This window comes from Pseudomonas sp. IPO3747 (genome assembly GCF_013385245.1).
Lineage (GTDB): Bacteria > Pseudomonadota > Gammaproteobacteria > Pseudomonadales > Pseudomonadaceae > Aquipseudomonas > Aquipseudomonas edaphica.
In genome coordinates, this window is the sequence record NZ_JACAQL010000002.1 from 1,062,576 (window position 1) to 1,083,562 (window position 20,987).

A 20,987-nucleotide genomic window follows, 5' to 3' on the forward strand; every position below is an offset into this window, starting at 1 on the left:
TCCTGGCCATGGGTAACCTGGGGCAACACGTGAACCGCCCCGTCACTCCTGGCAGCCATGCCGTCAATTTGGTGCTGCAGATTTTGGAGACGCGTTAAATGGCGCATAACGAAGCAGTCGACGTAGTACTGGTAGGGGCCGGCATCATGAGTGCCACCCTGGCCGTATTGCTCAAAGAGCTCGACCCCGGCCTCAAGCTGGAAGTCGTTGAGCTGATGGATTCGGGTGCCGCGGAGAGTTCCAACCCGTGGAACAACGCCGGCACCGGCCACGCCGGGCTGTGTGAGCTGAACTACACGCCGCAGGCTGGCGACGGCTCCATCGACATCAAGAAAGCCGTGCACATCAACACCCAGTTCGAGGTGTCGAAGCAGTTCTGGGCTTACCTGACCAAAAAGGGCACCTTTGGCTCGTCCAAGTCCTTTATCAGCCCGGTGCCGCACCTGAGCTTCGTGCAAGGCGACAAAGGCGTGTCTTTCCTCAAGAAACGCTTTGAAACCCTCAGCCAGCACCATGCGTTCTCGGACATGCATTACACCGAAGACCGCAATGAGATGGCCGAGTGGATGCCGCTGATGATGCCGGGCCGCCCGCTCGACGAAAAAATCGCGGCCACCCGCGTGATGAACGGCACCGACGTCAATTTCGGCGCCCTGACCAACCAACTGCTGTCGCACCTGACCAGCGCACCGGATGCCCAGGTCAAGTACAGCAAGCGCGTTACCGGCCTCAAGCGCAATGGCGCGGGCTGGACCGTGAGCATCAAGGACGTCAATAGCGGCAACACCCGCGAAGTCGACGCCAAGTTCGTGTTCCTCGGCGCCGGTGGCGCGGCCCTGCCGCTGCTGCAAGCTTCGGGCATCGAAGAAAGCAAAGGCTTCGGCGGCTTCCCGGTCAGTGGCCAGTGGCTGCGTTGCGACAACCCGGAAGTGGTTAAGCACCACCAGGCCAAGGTCTACAGCCAGGCCGCCGTGGGCTCGCCGCCGATGTCCGTGCCGCACCTGGACACCCGCGTGGTCGATGGCCAGAAATCCCTGCTGTTCGGGCCATACGCCGGCTTCACCACCAAGTTCCTCAAGCACGGCTCGTTCCTCGACCTGCCGCTGTCGGTTCGCGCCGGCAATATCGGCCCGATGCTGGCGGTCGCTCGCGACAACATGGACCTGACCAAATACCTGGTCAGCGAAGTGATGCAGTCCATGGAGCAGCGCCTGGAATCACTGCGTCGCTTCTACCCGCAAGCCAAAGCCGAAGACTGGCGCCTGGAAGTGGCCGGACAACGGGTGCAGATCATCAAGAAAGACCCGAAAAAAGGCGGCGTGCTGCAATTTGGCACCGAGCTGGTCGCGGCCAAAGACGGCTCGCTGGCGGCCCTGCTGGGTGCGTCCCCAGGCGCTTCGGTGACGGTTTCGATCATGCTGGAACTGATCGAGCGCTGCTTCCCGGCCAAGGCTGCTGGTGAGTGGGCGGCCAAGCTGCACGAGATCTTCCCGGCGAGGGAAAAAGTGCTGGAGACGGACGCTGAGCTGTATCGCAAGATCAATGCGCAGAACAACATCAGCCTGGAGCTGGTTGCGCAAAGCAACGAGGCTGAAAGCTTCGCTTGAGGTCTTGACGCGGAGCGTCAGTGGAGGCATTCCCACGCGGAGCGTGGGAACGATCAAACGCCCTTCGGGGCGTTTTTTTGTGGCCGGGATAATCAGCCGCGAGCGTTTTCGATCAGCTCGATGTACTCAGGCGCGTTGCGCTGGTCCTTGATCAGCTCGACGAAGGTCTTGCCGTGCTCGTCCTTACCATCCAGGTCCAGGCCAGCTTCCTTGAAAAAGCCCAGGAAGCGCTCGAAGTCGTCGATACGCAGGCCACGGTAGGCCTTGATCAGCTTGTGCAGGGACGGTGAAGTCGCGTCGACTGGCTCAAAATCCAGGAACAACTTGATCTGGTCGTCGCCGATCTCGTCACCAATCACCTGTTTCTTATCTTTACGCATTACCGACTCCAGCCTGCAGACATTTACACGGGATTGGGAGTCTACCTGCCAGACACCACCTTCGAAAACAACCAAACACTCATGTGGGAGCTGGCTTGCCTGCGATAGCGGTGCATCAGTGACAGTTGGGCCAACTGACCCGCCGCCATCGCAGGCAAGCCAGCTCCCACATTGACTGCATTCGGCTTAATTACTTTGCGCGTACGGCGCCGGTGTGAAGATCCGCCCAGATATGCCCATTGGCGTAACTGAGGAACTGCACATACACCGTGTCATTGCGCAGCAGGTCGACAATCACTCGATATTGCGCCATTGGGTAAGACAAGGTCAGGGTTTTGCTGGCGTCATCGAACATCGGCTTTTTCAGGCTTTTGCTTTCGGCATCAAAATTGAGCACCACCTGACTGATCGTCGCGCCCTTGTTCAGGGATTTCCCCTTGAGGCGGATCATCAACGGCGAGGTCACCGGAATCGGCTGTTGCGTCGACTGCCGCTGGTTACCCACCACCACCGCATATTCGGTAACTTGCAGCAGTTGCTGCTGGTCGGGCGTTTGCGCACGCAGGGTCAGGTCATCGGGCGGCAGGAACTGGCTGTGCATCGGCGCGGGCGCGGCAGCCAGTGGCAAACTGAGAGTCAACGCCAGGGCGGCGCAGGTGTGTGTCAACAGGCTCATGGGCCGCTCCGTAGAAGAAGGCCGAGCACTGTAGCTCAATCGAACTGGGCGAGCATCCAGCGTTGATACTCGGCCACACCGGAATCGCCTTCGCGGGGCGCCCAGTCGGGTGACTCGCCCTCGCCTATCGGGCGATACGGCCCGGCCTTGCATTCAAACATCACACTGTCGGGCTCCAGCACCACCAGGCCATGAAACACGCCTGGCGGCAGATCGACGCCTGCACACTCACCGCCCGCCTGCAGAATGCGCTTGGCAATCACCTCGCCGGTATCGCTGAACACCAGTAAGCCGAGGCTGCCCTTGAGCACCAACAGGGTTTCCGCCTTGTCGGCACGCAGGTGCCGATGCGGCGGCACATAGGTGTCGGGTTGCAGGCCAACGGCCAGGCGATGGCAGGGTTCTTCCATCTGATGGAAGTTGTGATGGTGCCGGCCGCGAGGGCTGGCGGCGGCTTTCTCGGCCAATTGCGCGAACAGCGTCTGATCAAGAAAGCGCACCATGGTTTACATCCCTTTAACCGCATAGATGCCATTGGCGTTACGCCAGTAGCCTTTGTAGTCCATGCCATAACCGAAGATGTAGCGGTCGATGCACGGCAGGCCGACGTAATCGGCTTTGAGGTCCGGACGGGCTTTGCGGTCGTGGTCTTTGTCGATCAGTACGGCGGTGTGCACTTTGCGCGCGCCGGCATGTTTGCAGAAGTCGATGATCGCGCCCAGGGTGTGACCTTCATCGAGGATGTCGTCGATGATCAGCACGTCGCGATCGATGAACGACACTTCCGGCTTGGCTTTCCAGAACAGGTCGCCGCCGCTGGTCTCGTTGCGATAACGGGTGGCGTGCAGGTAGGAGGCTTCCAGCGGGAATTGCAGATGAGTCAGCAATTTGCCGGCGAAAATCAGGCCGCCGTTCATCACGCAGAAGACCACCGGGTTGGTGTCGGCCATTTCGCGGCTGATGTGTGCGCCGACCTTGGCGATCGCTTCTTCGACTTGCGCTTCGGTGTACAGGCAGTCAGCCTCGCGCATGATTTGACGGATATGCTCGAGATCAGCGGACATGGCGCTCTCCAAGGGGGTGCTGTGGCAAGAAAAGCGGGCAAAGGTACGCATGTGAGGCGCAACGATCAAGCCTTAATGGACTAACGTACTAGATGTCTATAGGACAACACCCTCGGATAGATTAATCTAGGCCGGTTTTTTTGCCCGCCGCCGGAGCCTTTCCCATGCCCACTCGCGAGATCCGCCACCCGCTGATCCGACACAAACTCGGCCTTATGCGCCGTGCCGACATTAGCACGAAGAATTTCCGTGAGCTTGCTCAGGAAGTCGGAGCGCTGCTGACTTATGAAGCGACCAAGGATTTGCCGCTGGAAACCTACGAGATCCCCGGTTGGGCCGGTCCCGTACAAGTAGAGAAAATCGCCGGTAAGAAAATCACCGTAGTGCCTATCCTGCGCGCCGGTATCGGCATGCTCGAAGGCGTGCTCAGCCTGATCCCGGGCGCCAAAGTCAGCGCCGTGGGCGTGGCCCGCAATGAAGAAACCTTGCAGGCGCACACCTACCTGGAAAAACTCGTCCCGGAAATCAACGAACGCCTGGCAATGATCATCGACCCGATGCTCGCCACCGGCAGCTCCATGGTTGCCACCATCGACCTGCTGAAAAAAGCCGGTTGCAAGGACATCCGCGCCATGGTGCTGGTGGCTGCCCCCGAAGGCATCGCTGCCGTCGAAAAGGCTCACCCGGACGTGCAGATCTACACCGCCTCCATCGACGAGCGCTTGAACGAACACGGCTACATCATCCCAGGCCTGGGCGATGCCGGTGACAAGATCTTCGGCACCAAGCAGAAGGACGCGTGAGCATGCAGGATGAATTCAACGACCCGCTTTGGCGCCAGATCCTGTCTGGCGCACAAATGCTGTTTGTAGCATTTGGCGCGCTGGTGTTGATGCCACTGATCACAGGTCTTGATCCAAACGTCGCACTGTTCACCGCAGGCCTGGGCACGCTGCTGTTCCAGGTGGTGACAGGGCGGCAGGTGCCGGTATTCCTGGCATCGAGCTTTGCGTTTATCACCCCGATCATTCTCGCCAAAGGCCAGTTCGGCCTCGCGGCGACCATGGGCGGGGTGATGGCGGCCGGTTTCGTTTATACCTTCCTGGGCCTGGCTGTTAAGGTCAAAGGCACGGGTTTCATCGACCGCCTGCTGCCGCCGGTGGTGATTGGCCCGGTGATCATTTCCATCGGTCTGGCCATGGCGCCGATTGCCGCCAATATGGCAATGGGCAAAGCCGGCGATGGCAGCGAGCTGATCCATTACCAGACGGCGATGCTGATTTCGATGCCGGCGCTGCTGACCACCTTGATCGTCGCGGTATTCGGTAAAGGCATTTTCCGCCTGGTGCCGATTATCTCCGGCGTGCTGGTCGGCTTTGCCATGTCGTTCTACTTTGGTGTGGTCGACACGGCGAAGATCGCCGCCGCGCCGTGGTTCGCCCTGCCCCACTTCACCGCGCCGGAGTTCAACTGGCAGGCCATCCTGTTTATCGTCCCGGTGGCCCTGGCCCCGGCGATCGAGCATATCGGCGGTGTGATTGCGGTGGGCAGCGTGACCGGTCGCGATTACCTGAAGAAGCCCGGCCTGCACCGCACCCTGCTGGGTGACGGGATTGCCACCACCGCTGCCGGCCTGTTCGGCGGCCCGCCAAACACCACTTACGCCGAAGTGACGGGCGCAGTGATGCTGACCAAGAACTACAACCCGAAAATCATGACCTGGGCGGCAGTGTTTGCCATCAGCCTGGCGTTTATCGGCAAGTTCGGCGCGTTGCTGCAAAGCATCCCGGTACCGGTGATGGGCGGGATTCTGTGCCTGCTGTTCGGCTCGATTGCGGCGGTTGGCATGAACACGTTGATCCGCCACAAGATCGACCTGGGTGAGGCGCGCAATCTGGTGATTGTGTCGGTGACTTTGGTGTTCGGGATTGGCGGTGTGCTGGTCGGCACCGGCACTGGCCCGGATGATTTCGGCCTCAAGGGCATCGCCCTGTGTGCGGTGGTAGCGATTGGTTTGAACCTGCTGCTGCCGGGCAATGATGGCTGGAAGAACAAGAAGCCGGATGAGCCGTTGATCTAACTGGCTCAACGCAAAAAAAAGTGGGAGCTGGCTTGCCAGCTCCCACTTTTTTTTATCTTCAGTGTGGCTTAGAGCTCGCCGAGGCCATCGATCAGCGCCTGGTTCTGCTCCGGCGTACCGATGCTGATCCGCAGGAACTGGGCAATCCGCTCCTGCTTGAAGTGCCGCACGATCACGCCTTGCTCACGCAGCTTTGCGGCCAAACCCGCGGCGTCGTGCCGTGGGTGACGGGCAAAGATGAAGTTGGCCGCTGAAGGCAACACTTCAAAGCCCTTGCCTTGCAACTGCGCGACCACCGTGTTGCGGCTGTCGATCACCCGCTTGCACGTTTTCTCGAAGTACTCACGGTCTTCAAACGCCGCCGCCGCGCCGACAATCGCCAGGCGATCCAGCGGGTAGGAGTTGAAGCTGTTCTTGACCCGCTCCAGCGCCTCGATCAGGTCCGGGTGGCCCACGGCCAGGCCTACACGCAAACCGGCCAGTGAGCGCGATTTGGACAGGGTCTGGGTCACCAGCAGGTTCGGGTAGCGATCCACCAGGCTGATGGCGGTTTCGCCGCCGAAGTCGATATAGGCTTCATCGACCACCACCACCGAATCCGGGCTGGCCTTGAGGATCTGCTCCACTGCATCCAGCGCCAGCACGCAGCCGGTCGGCGCGTTCGGGTTGGGGAAGATGATCCCGCCGTTGGGCTTGGCGTAGTCGGCCACGCGGATCTGGAATTGCTCGTCCAGCGGCACCGGGGCGGACTTGATGCCGTAAAGGCCGCAGTACACCGGGTAGAAGCTGTAGCTGATGTCCGGGAACAGCAGCGGCAAGTCGTGCTGGAACAGGCCGTGGAAGATGTGCGCCAGCACTTCGTCGGAACCGTTGCCGAGGAACACCTTGCTGGCGTCGACCGCGTAATACTTGGCCACGGCCTGCTTGAGCAGGTCGCTGTTGGGGTCCGGGTACAGGCGCAAATTGTCGTTCAACTCGGCCTGCATCGCGGCCAGCGCCTTGGGCGAAGGGCCGTAGGGGTTTTCATTGGTGTTGAGCTTGACCAGCTTGGTCAGCTTCGGTTGTTCGCCGGGTACGTAAGGCACGAGGTCCTTGACGAAGGGGCTCCAGAATTTGCTCATGCCTCATTTCCCCTCTTCAAGGATGCGATATTCGGCGCTACGCGCGTGAGCGCTCAGCGATTCACCACGGGCCAGCACCGAGGCAGTCTTGCCCAGTTCGGAGGCGCCTTGTGGCGAGCAGAAGATAATCGACGAGCGCTTCTGGAAGTCATACACCCCCAGCGGCGACGAGAACCGCGCGGTGCCGGACGTCGGCAGCACGTGGTTGGGGCCGGCGCAGTAGTCGCCCAGGGCTTCGCTGGTGTGACGGCCCATGAAGATCGCACCGGCGTGGCGGATCAACGGCAGCCAGGCCTGTGGGTCGGCTACGGACAACTCCAAGTGCTCTGGCGCAATGCGGTTGGCCACTTCGATGGCCTGTTCCATGTCACGCACCAGAATCAGCGCACCACGGCCATTGATCGACTTCTCGATGATCTCGGCGCGCTCCATGGTCGGCAGCAGCTTATTGATACTGGCGGCGACCTTGTCGAGGAACTCGGCGTCCGGGCTGACCAGAATCGCCTGGGCGTCTTCGTCGTGCTCAGCCTGGGAAAACAGGTCCATGGCGATCCAGTCCGGGTCGGTCTGGCCATCACACACCACGAGAATTTCCGAAGGGCCGGCGATCATGTCGATACCGACCTGGCCAAACACGTGGCGCTTGGCGGTGGCGACATAGATGTTGCCGGGGCCAACCACCTTGTCGACCTTCGGCACGCTTTCGGTGCCGTAGGCCAGGGCTGCAACGGCTTGCGCACCACCAATGGTGAACACGCGGTCGACACCGGCGATGCAGGCAGCGGCCAGCACCAGCTCGTTGATTTCACCACGCGGGGTCGGCACCACCATGACCACTTCGGTCACGCCCGCCACTTTGGCCGGAATCGCGTTCATGAGTACCGATGACGGGTACGAGGCCTTGCCGCCGGGCACGTACAGACCGGCGCGGTCCAGCGGCGTGACTTTTTGGCCCAGCACGGTTCCGTCGGCTTCGGTGTAGCTCCAGGAATCCTGTTTCTGTTTTTCGTGGTAGCTGCGCACCCGCGCCGCCGCCACTTCCAGGGCTTCGCGCTGGGGTGCAGTGATGCGTGTCAGCGCCAGCTCCAGGCGTTCACGGGGCAGGATCAGGTCGGCCATGGACTTCACGTCCAGGCCATCGAACTGACGGGTGAAATCCACCAGCGCCGCATCACCGCGCTCGCGCACGGCCTTGATGATGTCGAGCACTCGCTGGTTGACCGAGTCGTCAGACACGCTTTCCCAGCTCAGCAGATGATCCAGATGATGGGCGAAATCCGGGTCGGCAGCGTTGAGTCGGGCAATTGCAGTGGACGTGGTCATAGCGAGGGCCTCAATAGAATTGGCAAAAACTCAGGCGCCCTAAACTAGCAGTCATTTCCGCTTGGGCACCTGAGAATTCTGGCTATGAGGCGGATAGACGGGCGCGGCCTAAGGCCGCGCGGGTGAGTCAACCGCGGTGTCGAGACTCCACTGCCTTGCGCAGGGTGTCGATCAACGCCTGGATACGGGCGTGCTGCATTTTCATGGAGGCTTTGTTGACGATCAGGCGGGAGCTGATGTCGGCAATGAAGTCCTGGGGTTCGAGGCCGTTGGCGCGCAGGGTGTTGCCGGTGTCGACCACGTCGATGATCTTGTCGGCCAGGCCGATCAGCGGCGCCAGCTCCATCGAGCCGTAGAGCTTGATGATGTCGACCTGACGGCCTTGCTCGGCGTAGTAGCGCTTGGCGACGTTGACGAACTTGGTGGCCACGCGCAGGCGGCCTTTAGGCTCAACGTCACCGACACGGCCGGCGGTCATCAGCTTGCACAGCGCAATACGCAGGTCCAACGGCTCGTAAAGGCCCTGGCCACCGTATTCCATCAGCACATCTTTACCCGCAACACCGAGGTCGGCGGCGCCATGCTCAACGTAGGTCGGCACGTCGGTAGCCCGCACGATCAGCAGGCGCACATCGTCCTGGGTCGTGGGGATGATCAGCTTGCGGCTCTTGTCCGGATTCTCGGTTGGCACGATGCCCGCTTCAGCCAGAAGCGGCAAAGTGTCGTCAAGGATGCGGCCCTTGGACAGTGCGATGGTCAACATGGGAAACGTCAGTCCTTCATCAGGCTATTGCTGCCCGGTCGCAAACGGCGCCAGACACAGATCGAGGCCATTACAGCCTCGACTTGAAACAAATTCAGCAGGATTAGCTGAAAACACAACCCTGTGGCGAGGGAGCTTGCTCCCGCTGGGTCGCGAAGCGGCCCCCAAGAACGGGACTGCTGCGCAGTCCAGCGGGAGCAAGCTCCCTCGCCACAGGTGACGGTGTTTACAGTTCCAGGAGCTAGCCCGGTACGCGGCGGATTTTAGCGCCGAGCATCTGCAGCTTTTCTTCGATGCACTCGTAACCACGGTCGATGTGGTAGATGCGGTCGATCAAGGTGTCGCCGTCGGCGCACAACGCCGAAATCACCAGGCTGGCCGAGGCACGCAGGTCGGTCGCCATCACTGGCGCGCCCTTGAGCTTGTCGATGCCGGTAACGATGGCGGTGTTGCCTTCGACCTGGATCTTGGCGCCCATGCGGTGCAGTTCATACACGTGCATGAAGCGGTTTTCGAAGATGGTCTCGATCACGGCGCCTGTGCCTTCGGCAATCGCGTTCAAGGAAATGAACTGCGCCTGCATGTCGGTCGGGAACGCCGGGTAAGGAGCCGTACGCACGTTTACGGCTTTTGGCCGCTTGCCGTGCATGTTCAGCTCGATCCAGTCTTCACCGGTAGTGATTTCAGCACCGGCTTCCTTGAGTTTTTCCAGCACGGCTTCCAGGATGGTCGGATCGGTGTCCTTGACCTTGACGCGGCCACCGGTAACGGCAGCGGCAACCAGGTAGGTGCCGGTCTCGATACGGTCCGGCATCACTTTGTAGGTGGCCGAGTGCAGACGCTTCACACCGTCGATAGTGATGGTGTCGGTGCCGGCGCCGGTGATGTTGGCACCCATGGCGATCAGGAAGTTGGCCAGGTCGACTACTTCAGGCTCGCGCGCTGCGTTTTGCAGCACACTGCGACCGTTCGCCAGGGCGGCAGCCATCATGATGTTCTCGGTACCGGTAACGCTGACGGTATCAAAGAAGAAGTTGGCACCGCGCAAACCGCCTTCCGGCGCCTTGGCCTTGATGTAGCCGCCTTCGACGTCGATGACCGCGCCCATGGCTTCAAGGCCACGGATGTGCAGGTCGACAGGGCGCGAACCAATCGCGCAACCGCCAGGCAGTGCTACTTCAGCTTCGCCGAAACGGGCAACCATCGGGCCCAGCACCAGGATCGAGGCACGCATGGTTTTCACCAGTTCGTACGGAGCGATCAGGGTCTTGATGGTGCGCGGGTCGATTTCGACAGACAGCTTCTCGTCGATCACCGGCTCAATACCCATGCGACCGAACAGCTCGATCATGGTGGTAATGTCGTGCAGGTGCGGCAGGTTGGCCACAGTTACCGGGCCATCGCACAGCAGGGTCGCTGCCAGGATCGGCAAGGCGGAGTTTTTTGCACCGGAAATGCGGATCTCGCCATCGAGGCGGGCACCACCGGTAATAATCAATTTATCCATAAGAATCTCGACGCCTTGGGGGCTCAGGTACGCTCGGCCCAGGCCGCGCGGCTGAAAAATTTCATAGTAACCGCGTGGATGCTGCCATCGGTGATCCACGGGTTCAAATGGGCATAGATCTGCTGTTGACGCTTGACCGGGCTCAATTTCGCCAGTTCATCGCTAATCACGTTCAGCTGGAAATTGCAGCCTTCGCCTTCAACTTCTACGATCGTTTCCGGCAGCTTTCCTTCAAGGAAGCTTTTAACTTCTAGGGCCTGCATGCTCAACCTCTATCGGCGCCCAGTGCGCACGGGTCGCACATCATACAAAAAAGCCCCGCGCCTGCGAACCCCGCATAGCAGGACTCTGACGGGGGGCTTCTTTAATAATGTGTATTAAGGATGCGCCAACAGTTCGGTAATACCGGAAACCTGAGCGATTTCACGCATGTCTTCGGGCATTGAGCGGATGCTGACCGGCTTCCTGGCGGCTTGCGCATCACGCATGAAGCACAGCAACAACGACAAGCCGACGCTGCTGGACTTGGTCACCGCCGAGCAATCAAGCACCAACGCAGGTGCGTTACTGCTGTTGATCAGCGCCTGACCCTGCTTGCGCAGGTCAGGCCCGGTGCGGTAATCCAGCACGCCACTGAGGAACAACTCGCCGGCGTCACCCAAACGAACAGCCGACTCGGTCATTGCGCAGGCTTCCCGGCTTGTTTGTCGGTTTCTTCCTTGGCTTTGGCGACTTCACCGGCCCAACCATTGATGGTTTTGTCCAGGTTATTGCCATTACGCTGCATCGCATCAGCGAACTGATCGCGGAACAGCTTGCCGATGTTGATGCCGTTGATGATCACGTTGCGCAGTTTCCACTCGCCGTTGACCTTCTCCAGCGTGTACTGCACAGGGTAGATGGCGCCGTTGTTGCCTTTGACGCTCATGTTAACGCTGGTGCGATCACCCGACTCATCCCCGGCTGGGGCGACGGTAATACCTTGGTTGTTGTACTCCAGCAGGGCGTTGCCGTAGAACTGGAACAGGCCCTTCTTGAAGTTTTCCTGGAATGTTTGCATTTGCGCAGGGGTAGCCTTGCGCGAATACTTGACCGTCATGATGCTGCGGGAAATGCCTTCGGCATCGACCACCGGGCCCACAATGGTATTCAGTGCTTCGTAAAACCTGGTCGGGTCTTGCTTGTACTGCTCTTTGTTGGCAGTCAGGTCAGCCAACATCTTGTTGGTGGTGTCCTGCACCAGATCGTGCGCAGAACCGCCGGCAGCGGCATTAGCCATCAGCGGCAGCGCTGCCAGCAGCACCAGCAGGCCACGTCGCAAGGTAGAGATCATGAACAGGTTCCTCATTTGGCGTCTTTATTGACCGTATTGAGCAGGAATTTACCGATCAAGTCTTCAAGCACCAGCGACGACTGTGTGTCGTGGATTGTCGAACCATCCTTGAGCAGGGCTGTTTCCCCACCCACGCTGATGCCGATGTACTTCTCGCCCAGCAGCCCAGCAGTGAGGATAGATGCAGTGGAGTCAGTCGGCAGATTATCTACCTTCTTGTCGACTTGCATGGTCACCCGGCCAGTGAAGCTGTCGCGATCCAGATCGATTGCCGTGACCTTGCCGATGGTTACACCGGCCATGGTCACTTTAGCTCTGACCGTCAAACCAGCAATATTGTCGAAGTACGCGTAAAGCTTATAAGTATCGGCGGTGGGGCTGGCCGAAAGGCCGCTGACTCGCAGGGCGAGCAACAGTAAAGCCAGGATGCCAGCCAGCAAGAAAAGGCCGACACCGATTTCCACAGTGCGGTTTTGCATCAGAAATCTCCAAACATCAAGGCGGTCAAAATGAAGTCAAGGCCCAGTACCGCCAGCGAGGCGTACACAACGGTCTTGGTGGTGGCGCGACTGATCCCTTCTGAAGTGGGCTCACAGTCATAGCCTTGGAATACGGCGATCCAGGTCACTACAAAGGCGAAAACGATGCTTTTGATGATGCCATTGAGCACGTCGCCGCTGAAGGTCACGCTGTTTTGCATGTTGCCCCAGTAGGAGCCGTCATAGACGCCCAACCAGTCAACCGCCACCCACGAACCACCCCAGATGCCCACCACGCTGAAAATCATCGCCAGCAGCGGCAGGGATATGAAGCCGGCCCACAGGCGCGGGGCAACAATATATTTGAGCGGGTCCACGCCGATCATTTCCAGGCTGGACAACTGCTCGGTGGACTTCATGTTGCCGATTTCGGCGGTCAATGCAGAACCCGCACGGCCAGCGAACAGCAAAGCGGTGACCACCGGCCCCAGCTCACGCAGCAGCGTCAGGGCAACCATCTGCCCGACTGCCTGCTCCGAACCGTAGCTGGAGAGGATATTGAACCCCTGCAACGCCAGCACCATACCGATGAATATCCCGGACACCACGATGATGACCAGGGACATCACGCCCACCGAATGCAGCTGTCTCAACAACAGGCCAAAACCGCCGCCAATGCCGCCACGCCCGAGCAGCGCGTGAAACAGAAAAATTGTCGAACGCCCCAGGACCTCGACCAAGTCGATGCCGGAACGGCCGAAAAGGCGAACCTTCTCGAGTAAAGATGTCTTGCGCATCAGCGCTTCCCCAGAAGATCTGAGCGGTAGTCCGCTGCCGGAAAATGAAAAGGCACCGGGCCATCGGGATCGCCGGTCATGAATTGGCGAATGCGCGGGTTATCAGCGTTCATCAGTTCTTCAGGCGTACCCTGCCCCAGCACCTGGCCATCGCCGACCACATAAAGGTAGTCAGCAATGCTCGCGGTTTCGGCCAGGTCGTGGGAAACCACGATGCTGGTGATCCCCAACGCATCGTTGAGCAGGCGGATCAGGCGCACCAGCACGCCCATGGCGATCGGGTCCTGGCCTACGAACGGCTCGTCATACATGAGGATCTGCGGATCGAGAGCAATAGCCCGCGCCAGCGCAACACGACGCTTCATGCCACCGGACAACTCGTCGGGCATCAGGTCGATGGCACCGCGCAAGCCCACGGCTTGCAGTTTGAGCAGCACAATGTCACGAATCATTTCATCGGACAGCTGGGTATGCACCCGCAGCGGAAACGCTACGTTTTCGAAAACGTCGAGGTCGGTAAACAGGGCACCGCTCTGGAACAGCACGCCCATATGCTTGCGCGCATCGAACAGATCGCTGCGCGACAGGGTCGGCAGGTTCTGGCCGTTGACCCACACTTCGCCGGCGCTGGGCCGCAATTGCATGCCCATCAGGCGCAACAAAGTGGTCTTGCCGCAACCGGAAGGCCCCATGATGCCCGTGACTTTGCCGCGGGGAATGCGAATATCGACGTTATTGAAGATGCTGCGCGAACCGCGCTTGAAGGTAAGGCCCTTCAGCTCGACCGCGTAGGCGTTATCGGCACTCATCTAATCTCCTTGGGATGCAGCCTTTCACTCAGACACCATGCTTGCGACTTTCGTTTGCAACAGATGCACAAAAGTTAGCGGCATGGGGTGGGCCGACCGAACTGGCGGCGAACTATATCACTGCTGGTACAGAGCCCCCAAGGCCGGAACAGCGCTTGTTCAGATTCGGGACAGGGAAAACACGTGGCTGAGCATAAATCCCAGGCACCTGCAGAATAACTAGCGTGAGGGATTTGATCATTACCGCTATAATCGCCGACTTTTCGTCAGGCTATACGATTTCAGACATGAGCCAATCCAGCGACCTTATTCAATCCGCACAACGCACCATCCGCCTCGAGCTTGAAGCCGTAGAAGGTTTACTGGCCCATATCGACGCAGATTTCGTACGCGCCTGCGAGATGATTCTGGCCAGCACGGGCCGCGTTGTGGTGGTCGGCATGGGCAAATCCGGCCACGTCGGCAACAAGATCGCCGCCACCCTGGCCAGCACCGGGACCACGGCGTTTTTCGTGCACCCGGCCGAAGCCAGCCACGGTGACATGGGCATGATCACCAAGGATGACATTATCCTGGCGCTGTCGAACTCGGGCACCACCAACGAAATCGTGACCTTGCTGCCCTTGATCAAGCGCCTGGGCATCAAGATGATCAGCCTCACCGGCAACCCGGAATCCACGCTGGCCAAGGCTGCCGAAGTCAATTTGAACGTGCACGTGGCCCACGAAGCCTGCCCGCTTAACCTGGCACCGACCTCCTCCACCACCGCCGCCCTGGTCATGGGCGACGCCCTGGCCGTGGCGTTGCTGGAAGCTCGTGGCTTTACCGCTGAAGACTTCGCGTTTTCGCACCCGGGCGGCGCGCTGGGTCGTCGCCTGCTGCTCAAAGTGGAAAACGTCATGCACTCGGGGGATGAACTGCCCCACGTGCAACGTGGCACCTTGCTCAAAGACGCGCTGATGGAAATGACCCGCAAGGGCCTGGGCATGACCGTGATCCTGGAAGCCGACGGGCGTCTGGCCGGAGTCTTCACCGACGGCGACCTGCGCCGCACCCTGGACCGCACCATCGATATCCACACCGCGACCATTGATGCGGTGATGACGCCCCACGGCAAGACCGCCCGCCCCGAGATGCTTGCAGCCGAAGCGCTGAAGATCATGGAAGACCATAAGATTGGCGCGCTGGTGGTGGTCAATAGTGACGACCGCCCGATCGGCGCCCTGAACATGCACGACTTGCTGCGTGCGGGAGTGATGTAAATGACCAGCGACCTGATGCAACGCGGCAAACACATCAAACTGGCGATTTTCGACGTGGACGGCGTGCTGACCGACGGCCGCCTGTACTTTCTCGAAGATGGCAGCGAATTCAAGACCTTTAACACCCTCGACGGCCAGGGCATCAAAATGTTGATGGCCGCCGGTGTGCAAACGGCAATTATCAGTGGTCGAAAGACACCGGTTGTGGAACGCCGCGCACAAAACCTGGGGATTCCTCACCTGTATCAAGGCCGTGAGGATAAACTGGTGGTTCTGGACGAGCTTCTTGGCCAACTCAACCTAAGCTATGAGCAGGTTGCGTACCTGGGTGATGATCTGCCTGACCTGCCGGTCATTCGCCGAGTGGGCCTGGGCATGGCCGTCGCCAATGCAGCGGCGTTTGTTCGTGAACACGCCCATGGCATTACTGTCGCACGTGGCGGTGAAGGCGCTGCCCGCGAGTTCTGCGAATTGATCCTGCGTGCCCAAGGCAGTCTTGAAGCGGCCCACGCCGCCTACTTATAGAGCGTTTTATGCTGAGCAAAAAGATTCGCAACTTCCTGTTATTCGGGGTCATCGCCGCGCTGTTCCTGGCGGTGGGCTACTGGAATATCAGCCCGGAGCGCTTTCTCGACAAGCCTGTAGCACAGGTTGACGAGGGGCTGATCGACAATTTCGCCACCAATGCCTATACGGTGCAGTTCATGCCTGACGGCAAGGTCCAATACGAGATGACCTCCGATAAGGTGGAACACGTCAAAGCCTCCGACGTCAGCTTGCTGACCAACCCGGACCTGAACCTGTTCCGCGGCACCGACTTTCCGTGGCACGTCACCAGCAAACGTGGCGAGGTCAATGCGGACGGCACCCAGGTTGAGTTGATCGACTCGGTACGCGTTGCGCGCACCGATGAACACAAGCGTGACACCATCATCACCAGCAGTCGCATGACCGTTTTCCCACAACAGCAATATGCGCAGACCGAGCAAGACGTTAGAATTGACGGCGCTGGCGGTGTATCGACTGGCAAGGGAATGAAAGCGTATTTGAAAGAAAGCAGGATACACCTGCTATCGAACGTAAGAGGACAGTATGAGGCTCGTTAAAACCCTCCCTATTTTGCTCGGTCTGGGCGCAGCACTGGGAAGCGTGAGCGCCTGGGCTCTGCCGAACGATAGCCAGCAACCGATCCATATCTCGGCTGACGATGCGCAGTTGGATGATAAACAAGGCGTCGCGACCTACACCGGTGGCGTGATCATCACCCAAGGCTCGATGAAGATTACCGGCAACACGGTAACGCTGACTCGCACCCCGGCTGGCGACATCGACGTGGTGACTTCGGTGGGCAACCTGGCTTACTTCGAACAGAAGCAGGCGGCTGCCGACCCGGCACCGATGAAAGGCTACGGCAGGACCATCCAGTATCACGCCCAGCAGAACCGCATTATCCTGATTGACCAGGCACGGGTTGTCAGTACTGACGGCAATACCACCGAAGGTGAAAAAATCACCTACGACACCGTCAAGCAGATCGCTACCGCCGGTCGCGCCAATGGCACAAAAATCGGCACACCGAAGCCGCGCATCGACATGGTTATCCAGCCGAAGCAGAAAGACGCTGCCGCCCCTGCGCCAAAACCCGCTGCGAAGAAGACGAACTGATGGCAACCCTGAAAGCCCAGCATCTGGCCAAAGCTTATAAAAGCCGTCAGGTCGTACGCGACGTCAGCCTGTCGATCGACAGCGGCCAGATCGTCGGCTTGCTCGGCCCCAACGGCGCCGGCAAGACCACCTGCTTCTATATGATTGTTGGCCTGGTCCAGGCGGATCAGGGCCGTGTATTGATTGACGACCTGGACGTAAGCCACCAGCCCATGCACGGTCGTGCACGCGCCGGCATCGGCTATCTTCCCCAGGAAGCGTCGATCTTCCGCAAACTGTCAGTGTCCGACAACATCATGGCGATCCTCGAGACCCGCAAGGAACTCGACCGTGACGGCCGTCGCAAAGAGCTGGAAAGCCTGTTGCAGGAGTTCCATATCAACCACATCCGCGACAACCTCGGCATGAGCTTGTCCGGTGGCGAGCGTCGCCGTGTGGAAATCGCCCGTGCCCTGGCCACCGCACCGAAGTTCATCCTGCTGGACGAACCTTTCGCCGGTGTCGACCCGATCTCGGTTGGCGATATCAAGCAGATCATCCATCACCTCAAGGCCAAGGGTATCGGTGTACTGATCACCGACCACAACGTGCGTGAGACCCTCGATATCTGCGAAACCGCCTATATCGTTAACGATGGGCAACTGATTGCAGAAGGTGACTCCGCCACTATCCTGGCCAATGAACTGGTGAAGGAAGTGTACCTGGGTCACGAGTTCCGCCTGTAAACACGGTGGTATCAGGCCATTGCCCGGGGCGCGTGCAAGTCAATAAAAACCTCAGTTTTTTTATTGTTACCGCGCTCTAGGCAAAGCCCCTGATATCAGGCATATAATTTGCTTATGTTTGGCGCTCACGCGCCCTGTCGTGGATGGCGCATTGCGCCGGCGAATAAGGTGTTAAGCCCCTGCCATGAAACCATCGCTAGTCCTGAGAATGGGCCAGCAGCTGACGATGACACCGCAGCTGCAACAGGCCATCCGCCTGCTCCAATTGTCGACCCTGGACCTGCAACAGGAAATCCAGGAGGCCCTGGAGTCCAATCCGATGCTCGAACGCCAGGAAGAAGGCGACGACTTCGACAATGCAGACCCGCTGGCCGACAACATCGAGCAAAAACCCAACCCCGACGTGCAGGAACCGTCCTATCAGGAAACCGCCCCTACGGTGGACAACCTTGAGGAAGGTGAATGGAACGAACGCATTCCCAACGAGCTTCCCGTGGACACCGCCTGGGAAGACGTCTACCAGACCAGCGCCAGCAGCCTGCCCAGCAATGACGACGACGAGTGGGACTTCACCACTCGCACGTCCGCCGGTGAGAGCCTGCAGAGCCACTTGCTGTGGCAACTGAACCTGGCGCCGATGTCCGATACCGATCGCCTGATCGCCGTAACCCTGATCGACTGTATCAACAATCAGGGCTACCTGGACGAGACGCTCGACGAGATTCTTGAAGCCTTCGACCCGGAACTGGACATCGAACTGGACGAAATCGAAGCCGTCCTGCATCGCATCCAACAGTTCGAGCCTGCCGGCATTGGCGCTCGCACCTTAAGCGAATGCCTGTTGCTGCAACTGCGCCAACTGCCGGCCAAGACCCCGTGGCTCGCCGAAGCCCAGCGCCTGGTCACCGACTACATCGACCTGCTGGGCAGCCGCGACTACAGCCAGTTGATGCGCCGCATGAAGCTCAAGGAAGACGACCTGCGCCAGGTCATCGAGCTGGTACAGAGCCTCAACCCGCGCCCCGGCTCGCAGATCGAGTCCAGCGAAGCCGAATATGTCGTGCCCGACGTGATCGTGCGCAAAGACAACGAACGCTGGCTCGTGGAGTTGAACCAGGAATCGGTGCCACGCCTGCGGGTCAACCCACAATATGCAGGCTTTGTGCGCCGCGCCGACACCAGTGCCGACAACACCTTCATGCGCAACCAGTTGCAGGAAGCGCGCTGGTTCATCAAGAGCCTGCAAAGCCGTAACGAAACCCTGATGAAAGTGGCCACCCAGATCGTCGAGCACCAGCGCGGCTTCCTGGAATATGGCGACGAGGCGATGAAGCCACTGGTTCTGCACGACATTGCCGAAGCGGTAGGTATGCATGAATCGACGATTTCACGGGTAACCACGCAGAAATTCATGCATACCCCACGGGGTATTTATGAGCTGAAATACTTTTTCTCCAGCCACGTCAGCACCTCCGAAGGCGGTGAATGCTCGTCCACGGCGATCCGCGCGATCATCAAAAAACTGGTTGCGGCGGAAAATCAGAAAAAGCCATTGAGTGACAGTAAGATCGCTGGTTTACTGGAGGCACAAGGCATTCAGGTCGCCCGTCGAACCGTCGCCAAGTACCGCGAGTCCCTCGGGATCGCGCCTTCCAGCGAGCGTAAGCGTTTGATGTGACGGGCGGGCCATAGCGTTCCAGTGGTGGGTATTCCTACCCACCGCTTTATGCACTGGCAACGAAGGAGAAGCTGTATGCAAGTCAACATCAGTGGACACCATGTAGAAGTCACCCCTCCATTGCGCGAATACGTCGAGCAGAAGCTGAAACGGCTTGAGGGTCATTTCGACAAAATCACCAATGTGCAAGTCATCATGAAGGTCGACAAGCTTCAGCAGAAAATTGAGGCGACTCTCCAGATACCCGGTGGCGAAGTAGTCGCCAATGCCGAGCATGAAGACATGTATGCATCAATTGATGCCTTGACTGACAAGCTTGACCGCCAACTTAAAAAGCATAAGGAAAAGCAGCAGAGCCTTCTTCAAGGCACAGGCCGCTAACACTCCCCACCCATGATCCGACTTGAAACTATCCTGACCCCCGGCCGTTCCCTTGTGAACGTGCCGGGCGGCAGCAAAAAGAAAGCCCTCGAACAAATTGCCAACCTGATCGCGCGCGAAGTGCCGGATCTGGAGATGCAGGATGTATTCGACGCGCTGATCGCCCGTGAAAAACTCGGTTCAACCGGTTTTGGCAACGGCATCGCCATTCCTCATTGCCGCCTCAAAGGCTGCGAGACACCCGTCAGCGCCTTGCTCCACCTCGAAGCCCCCATCGATTTCGACGCCATCGACGGCGCCCCGGTTGACCTGCTGTTCGTTCTGCTGGTCCCGCAAGCCGCCACCGATGCGCACCTGGAACTGCTTCGGCAGATAGCCAGCATGCTCGACCGCAAAGAAGTACGCGACAGACTGCGCAGTGCCAGCAGCAACGAGGCGCTTTATCAGGTTGTACTCGATGAGCAAAGCGGGCAGTAACCATGCGTTTGATCATCGTCAGCGGCCGCTCCGGCTCGGGTAAAAGCACCGCCCTCAATGTTCTTGAGGACAACGGTTTCTACTGCATCGACAACCTGCCGGCGGGCCTGCTGCCGGAATTGGCCGAACGCGCCCTGATCCACACTGAACTGCCGCAGCCACTGGTGGCCGTCTCGATTGACGCCCGCAACCTGCCCAGCCATCTCGAGCGCTTCCCGCAACTGCTCGAGGAAGTACGCGCCAAGCATATTCACTGCGATGTGCTGTACCTGGATGCCGACGAGGAAACGCTGCTCAAGCGTTTCTCCGAAACCCGTCGACGTCACCCTCTCAGCAGCCCGCATCGCTCCCTGGCCGAAGCCATAGAGGATGAGACCACGCTGCTGGGGCCGATCATTGACCTCGCGGATCTCAAGATCAACACCACGGACCTCAACCTGTATCAGTTGCGCGATGCCATCAAGCTGCGCCTGCTGAACCAGCCGGAGCCAGGCACGGCCTTTCTGGTTGAGTCGTTCGGGTTCAAGCGCGGGATGCCGGTGGATGCCGACCTGGTGTTCGACGTGCGCTGCCTGCCCAACCCCTACTGGAAGCCGGAGCTGCGTGACCAGTCTGGTTTGGACCAGCCAGTAGCCGAGTACCTGGCTGCGCAACCGGATGTCGAGGAGATGTTCCAGGATATCTCCAGCTACCTGCTCAAATGGTTACCGCGCTTTGCTGCAAGTAATCGGGCTTATGTCACCATTGCCATCGGCTGCACCGGCGGCCACCACCGTTCCGTCTACCTGACCGAACGCCTGGGCCAGGTGCTGCAACAAACCCTCAAGAACGTCCAGGTTCGCCACCGCGACCTTAGCTGA

The 20,987-nt window shown here is 59.4% G+C and carries 26 protein-coding genes and 1 pseudogene; 13 read left to right on the plus strand and 14 right to left on the minus strand.

Going from position 1 to position 20,987, the window contains the following annotated elements:
• The first annotated feature begins 98 nt into the window (after nucleotides 1-98).
• Nucleotides 99-1,607, plus strand: a complete 1,509-nt coding sequence (mqo, locus tag HX790_RS06195; protein ID WP_138451634.1) for a malate dehydrogenase (quinone) — start codon at nucleotides 99-101, stop codon at nucleotides 1,605-1,607.
• 92 nt (nucleotides 1,608-1,699) lie between these two features.
• On the opposite strand, the gene HX790_RS06200 is transcribed toward mqo, so the two are convergent.
• The 4 genes from HX790_RS06200 to HX790_RS06215 all read right to left on the minus strand — a co-directional run bounded on the left by HX790_RS06200 (nucleotide 1,700) and on the right by HX790_RS06215 (nucleotide 3,727).
• Nucleotides 1,700-1,987, minus strand: coding sequence for a PA4642 family protein (locus HX790_RS06200; protein ID WP_017138220.1), 288 nt, complete (start codon nucleotides 1,985-1,987; stop codon nucleotides 1,700-1,702).
• Nucleotides 1,988-2,177: 190 nt separating this feature from the next.
• Complete coding sequence (locus HX790_RS06205) at nucleotides 2,178-2,663, minus strand: hypothetical protein (protein WP_176991352.1); 486 nt, start codon at nucleotides 2,661-2,663, stop codon at nucleotides 2,178-2,180.
• A gap of 35 nt (nucleotides 2,664-2,698) precedes the next feature.
• Complete coding sequence (locus HX790_RS06210) at nucleotides 2,699-3,166, minus strand: WbuC family cupin fold metalloprotein (RefSeq protein WP_017138222.1); 468 nt, start codon at nucleotides 3,164-3,166, stop codon at nucleotides 2,699-2,701.
• Nucleotides 3,167-3,169: 3 nt separating this feature from the next.
• The gene (locus HX790_RS06215) at nucleotides 3,170-3,727 is read right to left on the minus strand and encodes a hypoxanthine-guanine phosphoribosyltransferase (RefSeq protein ID WP_003216150.1); all 558 of its coding nucleotides are present in this window, start codon (nucleotides 3,725-3,727) and stop codon (nucleotides 3,170-3,172) included.
• Nucleotides 3,728-3,891: 164 nt separating this feature from the next.
• On the opposite strand from HX790_RS06215, the gene upp reads away from it, so the two are divergent.
• Nucleotides 3,892-4,530: a uracil phosphoribosyltransferase gene (gene upp, locus HX790_RS06220; protein ID WP_017138223.1), complete on the plus strand. Its 639-nt coding sequence runs from the start codon at nucleotides 3,892-3,894 to the stop codon at nucleotides 4,528-4,530.
• Nucleotides 4,531-4,532: 2 nt separating this feature from the next.
• Nucleotides 4,533-5,807 carry a uracil-xanthine permease family protein gene (locus tag HX790_RS06225; RefSeq protein ID WP_017138224.1) on the plus strand — a complete coding sequence of 425 codons (1,275 nt, stop codon included), beginning with the start codon at nucleotides 4,533-4,535 and terminating at the stop codon, nucleotides 5,805-5,807.
• Nucleotides 5,808-5,875: 68 nt separating this feature from the next.
• Here HX790_RS06225 and hisC read toward each other — a convergent pair whose 3' ends face one another.
• From hisC to hisG, 3 genes are all read right to left on the minus strand, one after another.
• The gene (gene hisC / locus HX790_RS06230) at nucleotides 5,876-6,928 is read right to left on the minus strand and encodes a histidinol-phosphate transaminase (RefSeq protein ID WP_170036275.1); all 1,053 of its coding nucleotides are present in this window, start codon (nucleotides 6,926-6,928) and stop codon (nucleotides 5,876-5,878) included.
• 3 nt (nucleotides 6,929-6,931) lie between these two features.
• Nucleotides 6,932-8,251 (minus strand): histidinol dehydrogenase, encoded by a 1,320-nt coding sequence (hisD, locus tag HX790_RS06235; RefSeq protein ID WP_017138226.1) that lies wholly within the window; start codon nucleotides 8,249-8,251, stop codon nucleotides 6,932-6,934.
• Between the two features lie 127 nt (nucleotides 8,252-8,378).
• The gene (gene hisG, locus HX790_RS06240; protein ID WP_003188599.1) at nucleotides 8,379-9,014 is read right to left on the minus strand and encodes an ATP phosphoribosyltransferase; all 636 of its coding nucleotides are present in this window, start codon (nucleotides 9,012-9,014) and stop codon (nucleotides 8,379-8,381) included.
• A 121-nt stretch (nucleotides 9,015-9,135) separates the two neighbouring features.
• Here hisG and HX790_RS29800 point away from each other — a divergent pair.
• Nucleotides 9,136-9,231 (plus strand): annotated as a pseudogene (locus HX790_RS29800) (N-acetyltransferase); the annotation flags it as partial.
• A 24-nt stretch (nucleotides 9,232-9,255) separates the two neighbouring features.
• Here the strand turns inward: HX790_RS29800 and murA are convergent.
• The 7 genes from murA to HX790_RS06275 all read right to left on the minus strand — a co-directional run bounded on the left by murA (nucleotide 9,256) and on the right by HX790_RS06275 (nucleotide 13,939).
• The gene (gene murA / locus HX790_RS06245) at nucleotides 9,256-10,521 is read right to left on the minus strand and encodes a UDP-N-acetylglucosamine 1-carboxyvinyltransferase (protein ID WP_017138227.1); all 1,266 of its coding nucleotides are present in this window, start codon (nucleotides 10,519-10,521) and stop codon (nucleotides 9,256-9,258) included.
• 23 nt (nucleotides 10,522-10,544) lie between these two features.
• Nucleotides 10,545-10,784 (minus strand): BolA family protein, encoded by a 240-nt coding sequence (locus HX790_RS06250; protein WP_017138228.1) that lies wholly within the window; start codon nucleotides 10,782-10,784, stop codon nucleotides 10,545-10,547.
• A 114-nt stretch (nucleotides 10,785-10,898) separates the two neighbouring features.
• Nucleotides 10,899-11,204: a lipid asymmetry maintenance protein MlaB gene (locus HX790_RS06255; protein ID WP_138453435.1), complete on the minus strand. Its 306-nt coding sequence runs from the start codon at nucleotides 11,202-11,204 to the stop codon at nucleotides 10,899-10,901.
• Nucleotides 11,201-11,854: a phospholipid-binding protein MlaC gene (locus tag HX790_RS06260; protein ID WP_017138230.1), complete on the minus strand. Its 654-nt coding sequence runs from the start codon at nucleotides 11,852-11,854 to the stop codon at nucleotides 11,201-11,203. The genes HX790_RS06255 and HX790_RS06260 overlap by 4 nt, the downstream gene beginning before the upstream one ends.
• An 11-nt stretch (nucleotides 11,855-11,865) precedes the next feature.
• Nucleotides 11,866-12,333: an outer membrane lipid asymmetry maintenance protein MlaD gene (mlaD, locus tag HX790_RS06265; protein WP_010170575.1), complete on the minus strand. Its 468-nt coding sequence runs from the start codon at nucleotides 12,331-12,333 to the stop codon at nucleotides 11,866-11,868.
• Nucleotides 12,333-13,130: a lipid asymmetry maintenance ABC transporter permease subunit MlaE gene (gene mlaE, locus HX790_RS06270; protein WP_017138231.1), complete on the minus strand. Its 798-nt coding sequence runs from the start codon at nucleotides 13,128-13,130 to the stop codon at nucleotides 12,333-12,335. The genes mlaD and mlaE overlap by 1 nt, the downstream gene beginning before the upstream one ends.
• Nucleotides 13,130-13,939, minus strand: coding sequence for an ATP-binding cassette domain-containing protein (locus tag HX790_RS06275; RefSeq protein WP_005784851.1), 810 nt, complete (start codon nucleotides 13,937-13,939; stop codon nucleotides 13,130-13,132). The genes mlaE and HX790_RS06275 overlap by 1 nt, the downstream gene beginning before the upstream one ends.
• Before the next feature lie 287 nt (nucleotides 13,940-14,226).
• Here HX790_RS06275 and HX790_RS06280 point away from each other — a divergent pair, with 287 nt between their 5' ends.
• The 9 genes from HX790_RS06280 (at nucleotide 14,227) to rapZ (ending at nucleotide 20,987) form a co-directional block, all read left to right on the plus strand.
• The gene (locus tag HX790_RS06280; RefSeq protein ID WP_017138232.1) at nucleotides 14,227-15,201 is read left to right on the plus strand and encodes a KpsF/GutQ family sugar-phosphate isomerase; all 975 of its coding nucleotides are present in this window, start codon (nucleotides 14,227-14,229) and stop codon (nucleotides 15,199-15,201) included.
• Nucleotides 15,202-15,726 carry an HAD family hydrolase gene (locus tag HX790_RS06285; RefSeq protein WP_017138233.1) on the plus strand — a complete coding sequence of 175 codons (525 nt, stop codon included), beginning with the start codon at nucleotides 15,202-15,204 and terminating at the stop codon, nucleotides 15,724-15,726.
• Between the two features lie 8 nt (nucleotides 15,727-15,734).
• Nucleotides 15,735-16,307 (plus strand): LPS export ABC transporter periplasmic protein LptC, encoded by a 573-nt coding sequence (lptC, locus tag HX790_RS06290; protein WP_017138234.1) that lies wholly within the window; start codon nucleotides 15,735-15,737, stop codon nucleotides 16,305-16,307.
• The gene (gene lptA, locus HX790_RS06295) at nucleotides 16,294-16,866 is read left to right on the plus strand and encodes a lipopolysaccharide transport periplasmic protein LptA (protein ID WP_017138235.1); all 573 of its coding nucleotides are present in this window, start codon (nucleotides 16,294-16,296) and stop codon (nucleotides 16,864-16,866) included. The genes lptC and lptA overlap by 14 nt, the downstream gene beginning before the upstream one ends.
• Nucleotides 16,866-17,591: an LPS export ABC transporter ATP-binding protein gene (gene lptB, locus HX790_RS06300; protein WP_016974288.1), complete on the plus strand. Its 726-nt coding sequence runs from the start codon at nucleotides 16,866-16,868 to the stop codon at nucleotides 17,589-17,591. The genes lptA and lptB overlap by 1 nt, the downstream gene beginning before the upstream one ends.
• Nucleotides 17,592-17,775: 184 nt before the next feature.
• Complete coding sequence (locus HX790_RS06305) at nucleotides 17,776-19,269, plus strand: RNA polymerase factor sigma-54 (RefSeq protein WP_017138236.1); 1,494 nt, start codon at nucleotides 17,776-17,778, stop codon at nucleotides 19,267-19,269.
• A gap of 75 nt (nucleotides 19,270-19,344) precedes the next feature.
• Entirely contained in the window at nucleotides 19,345-19,650 is a 306-nt protein-coding gene (gene hpf / locus HX790_RS06310; protein ID WP_017138237.1) for a ribosome hibernation-promoting factor, HPF/YfiA family, read from the plus strand.
• Nucleotides 19,651-19,662: 12 nt separating this feature from the next.
• Nucleotides 19,663-20,127 carry a PTS IIA-like nitrogen regulatory protein PtsN gene (ptsN, locus tag HX790_RS06315; RefSeq protein WP_017138238.1) on the plus strand — a complete coding sequence of 155 codons (465 nt, stop codon included), beginning with the start codon at nucleotides 19,663-19,665 and terminating at the stop codon, nucleotides 20,125-20,127.
• Nucleotides 20,128-20,129: 2 nt separating this feature from the next.
• Nucleotides 20,130-20,987 carry an RNase adapter RapZ gene (rapZ, locus tag HX790_RS06320; RefSeq protein ID WP_017138239.1) on the plus strand — a complete coding sequence of 286 codons (858 nt, stop codon included), beginning with the start codon at nucleotides 20,130-20,132 and terminating at the stop codon, nucleotides 20,985-20,987.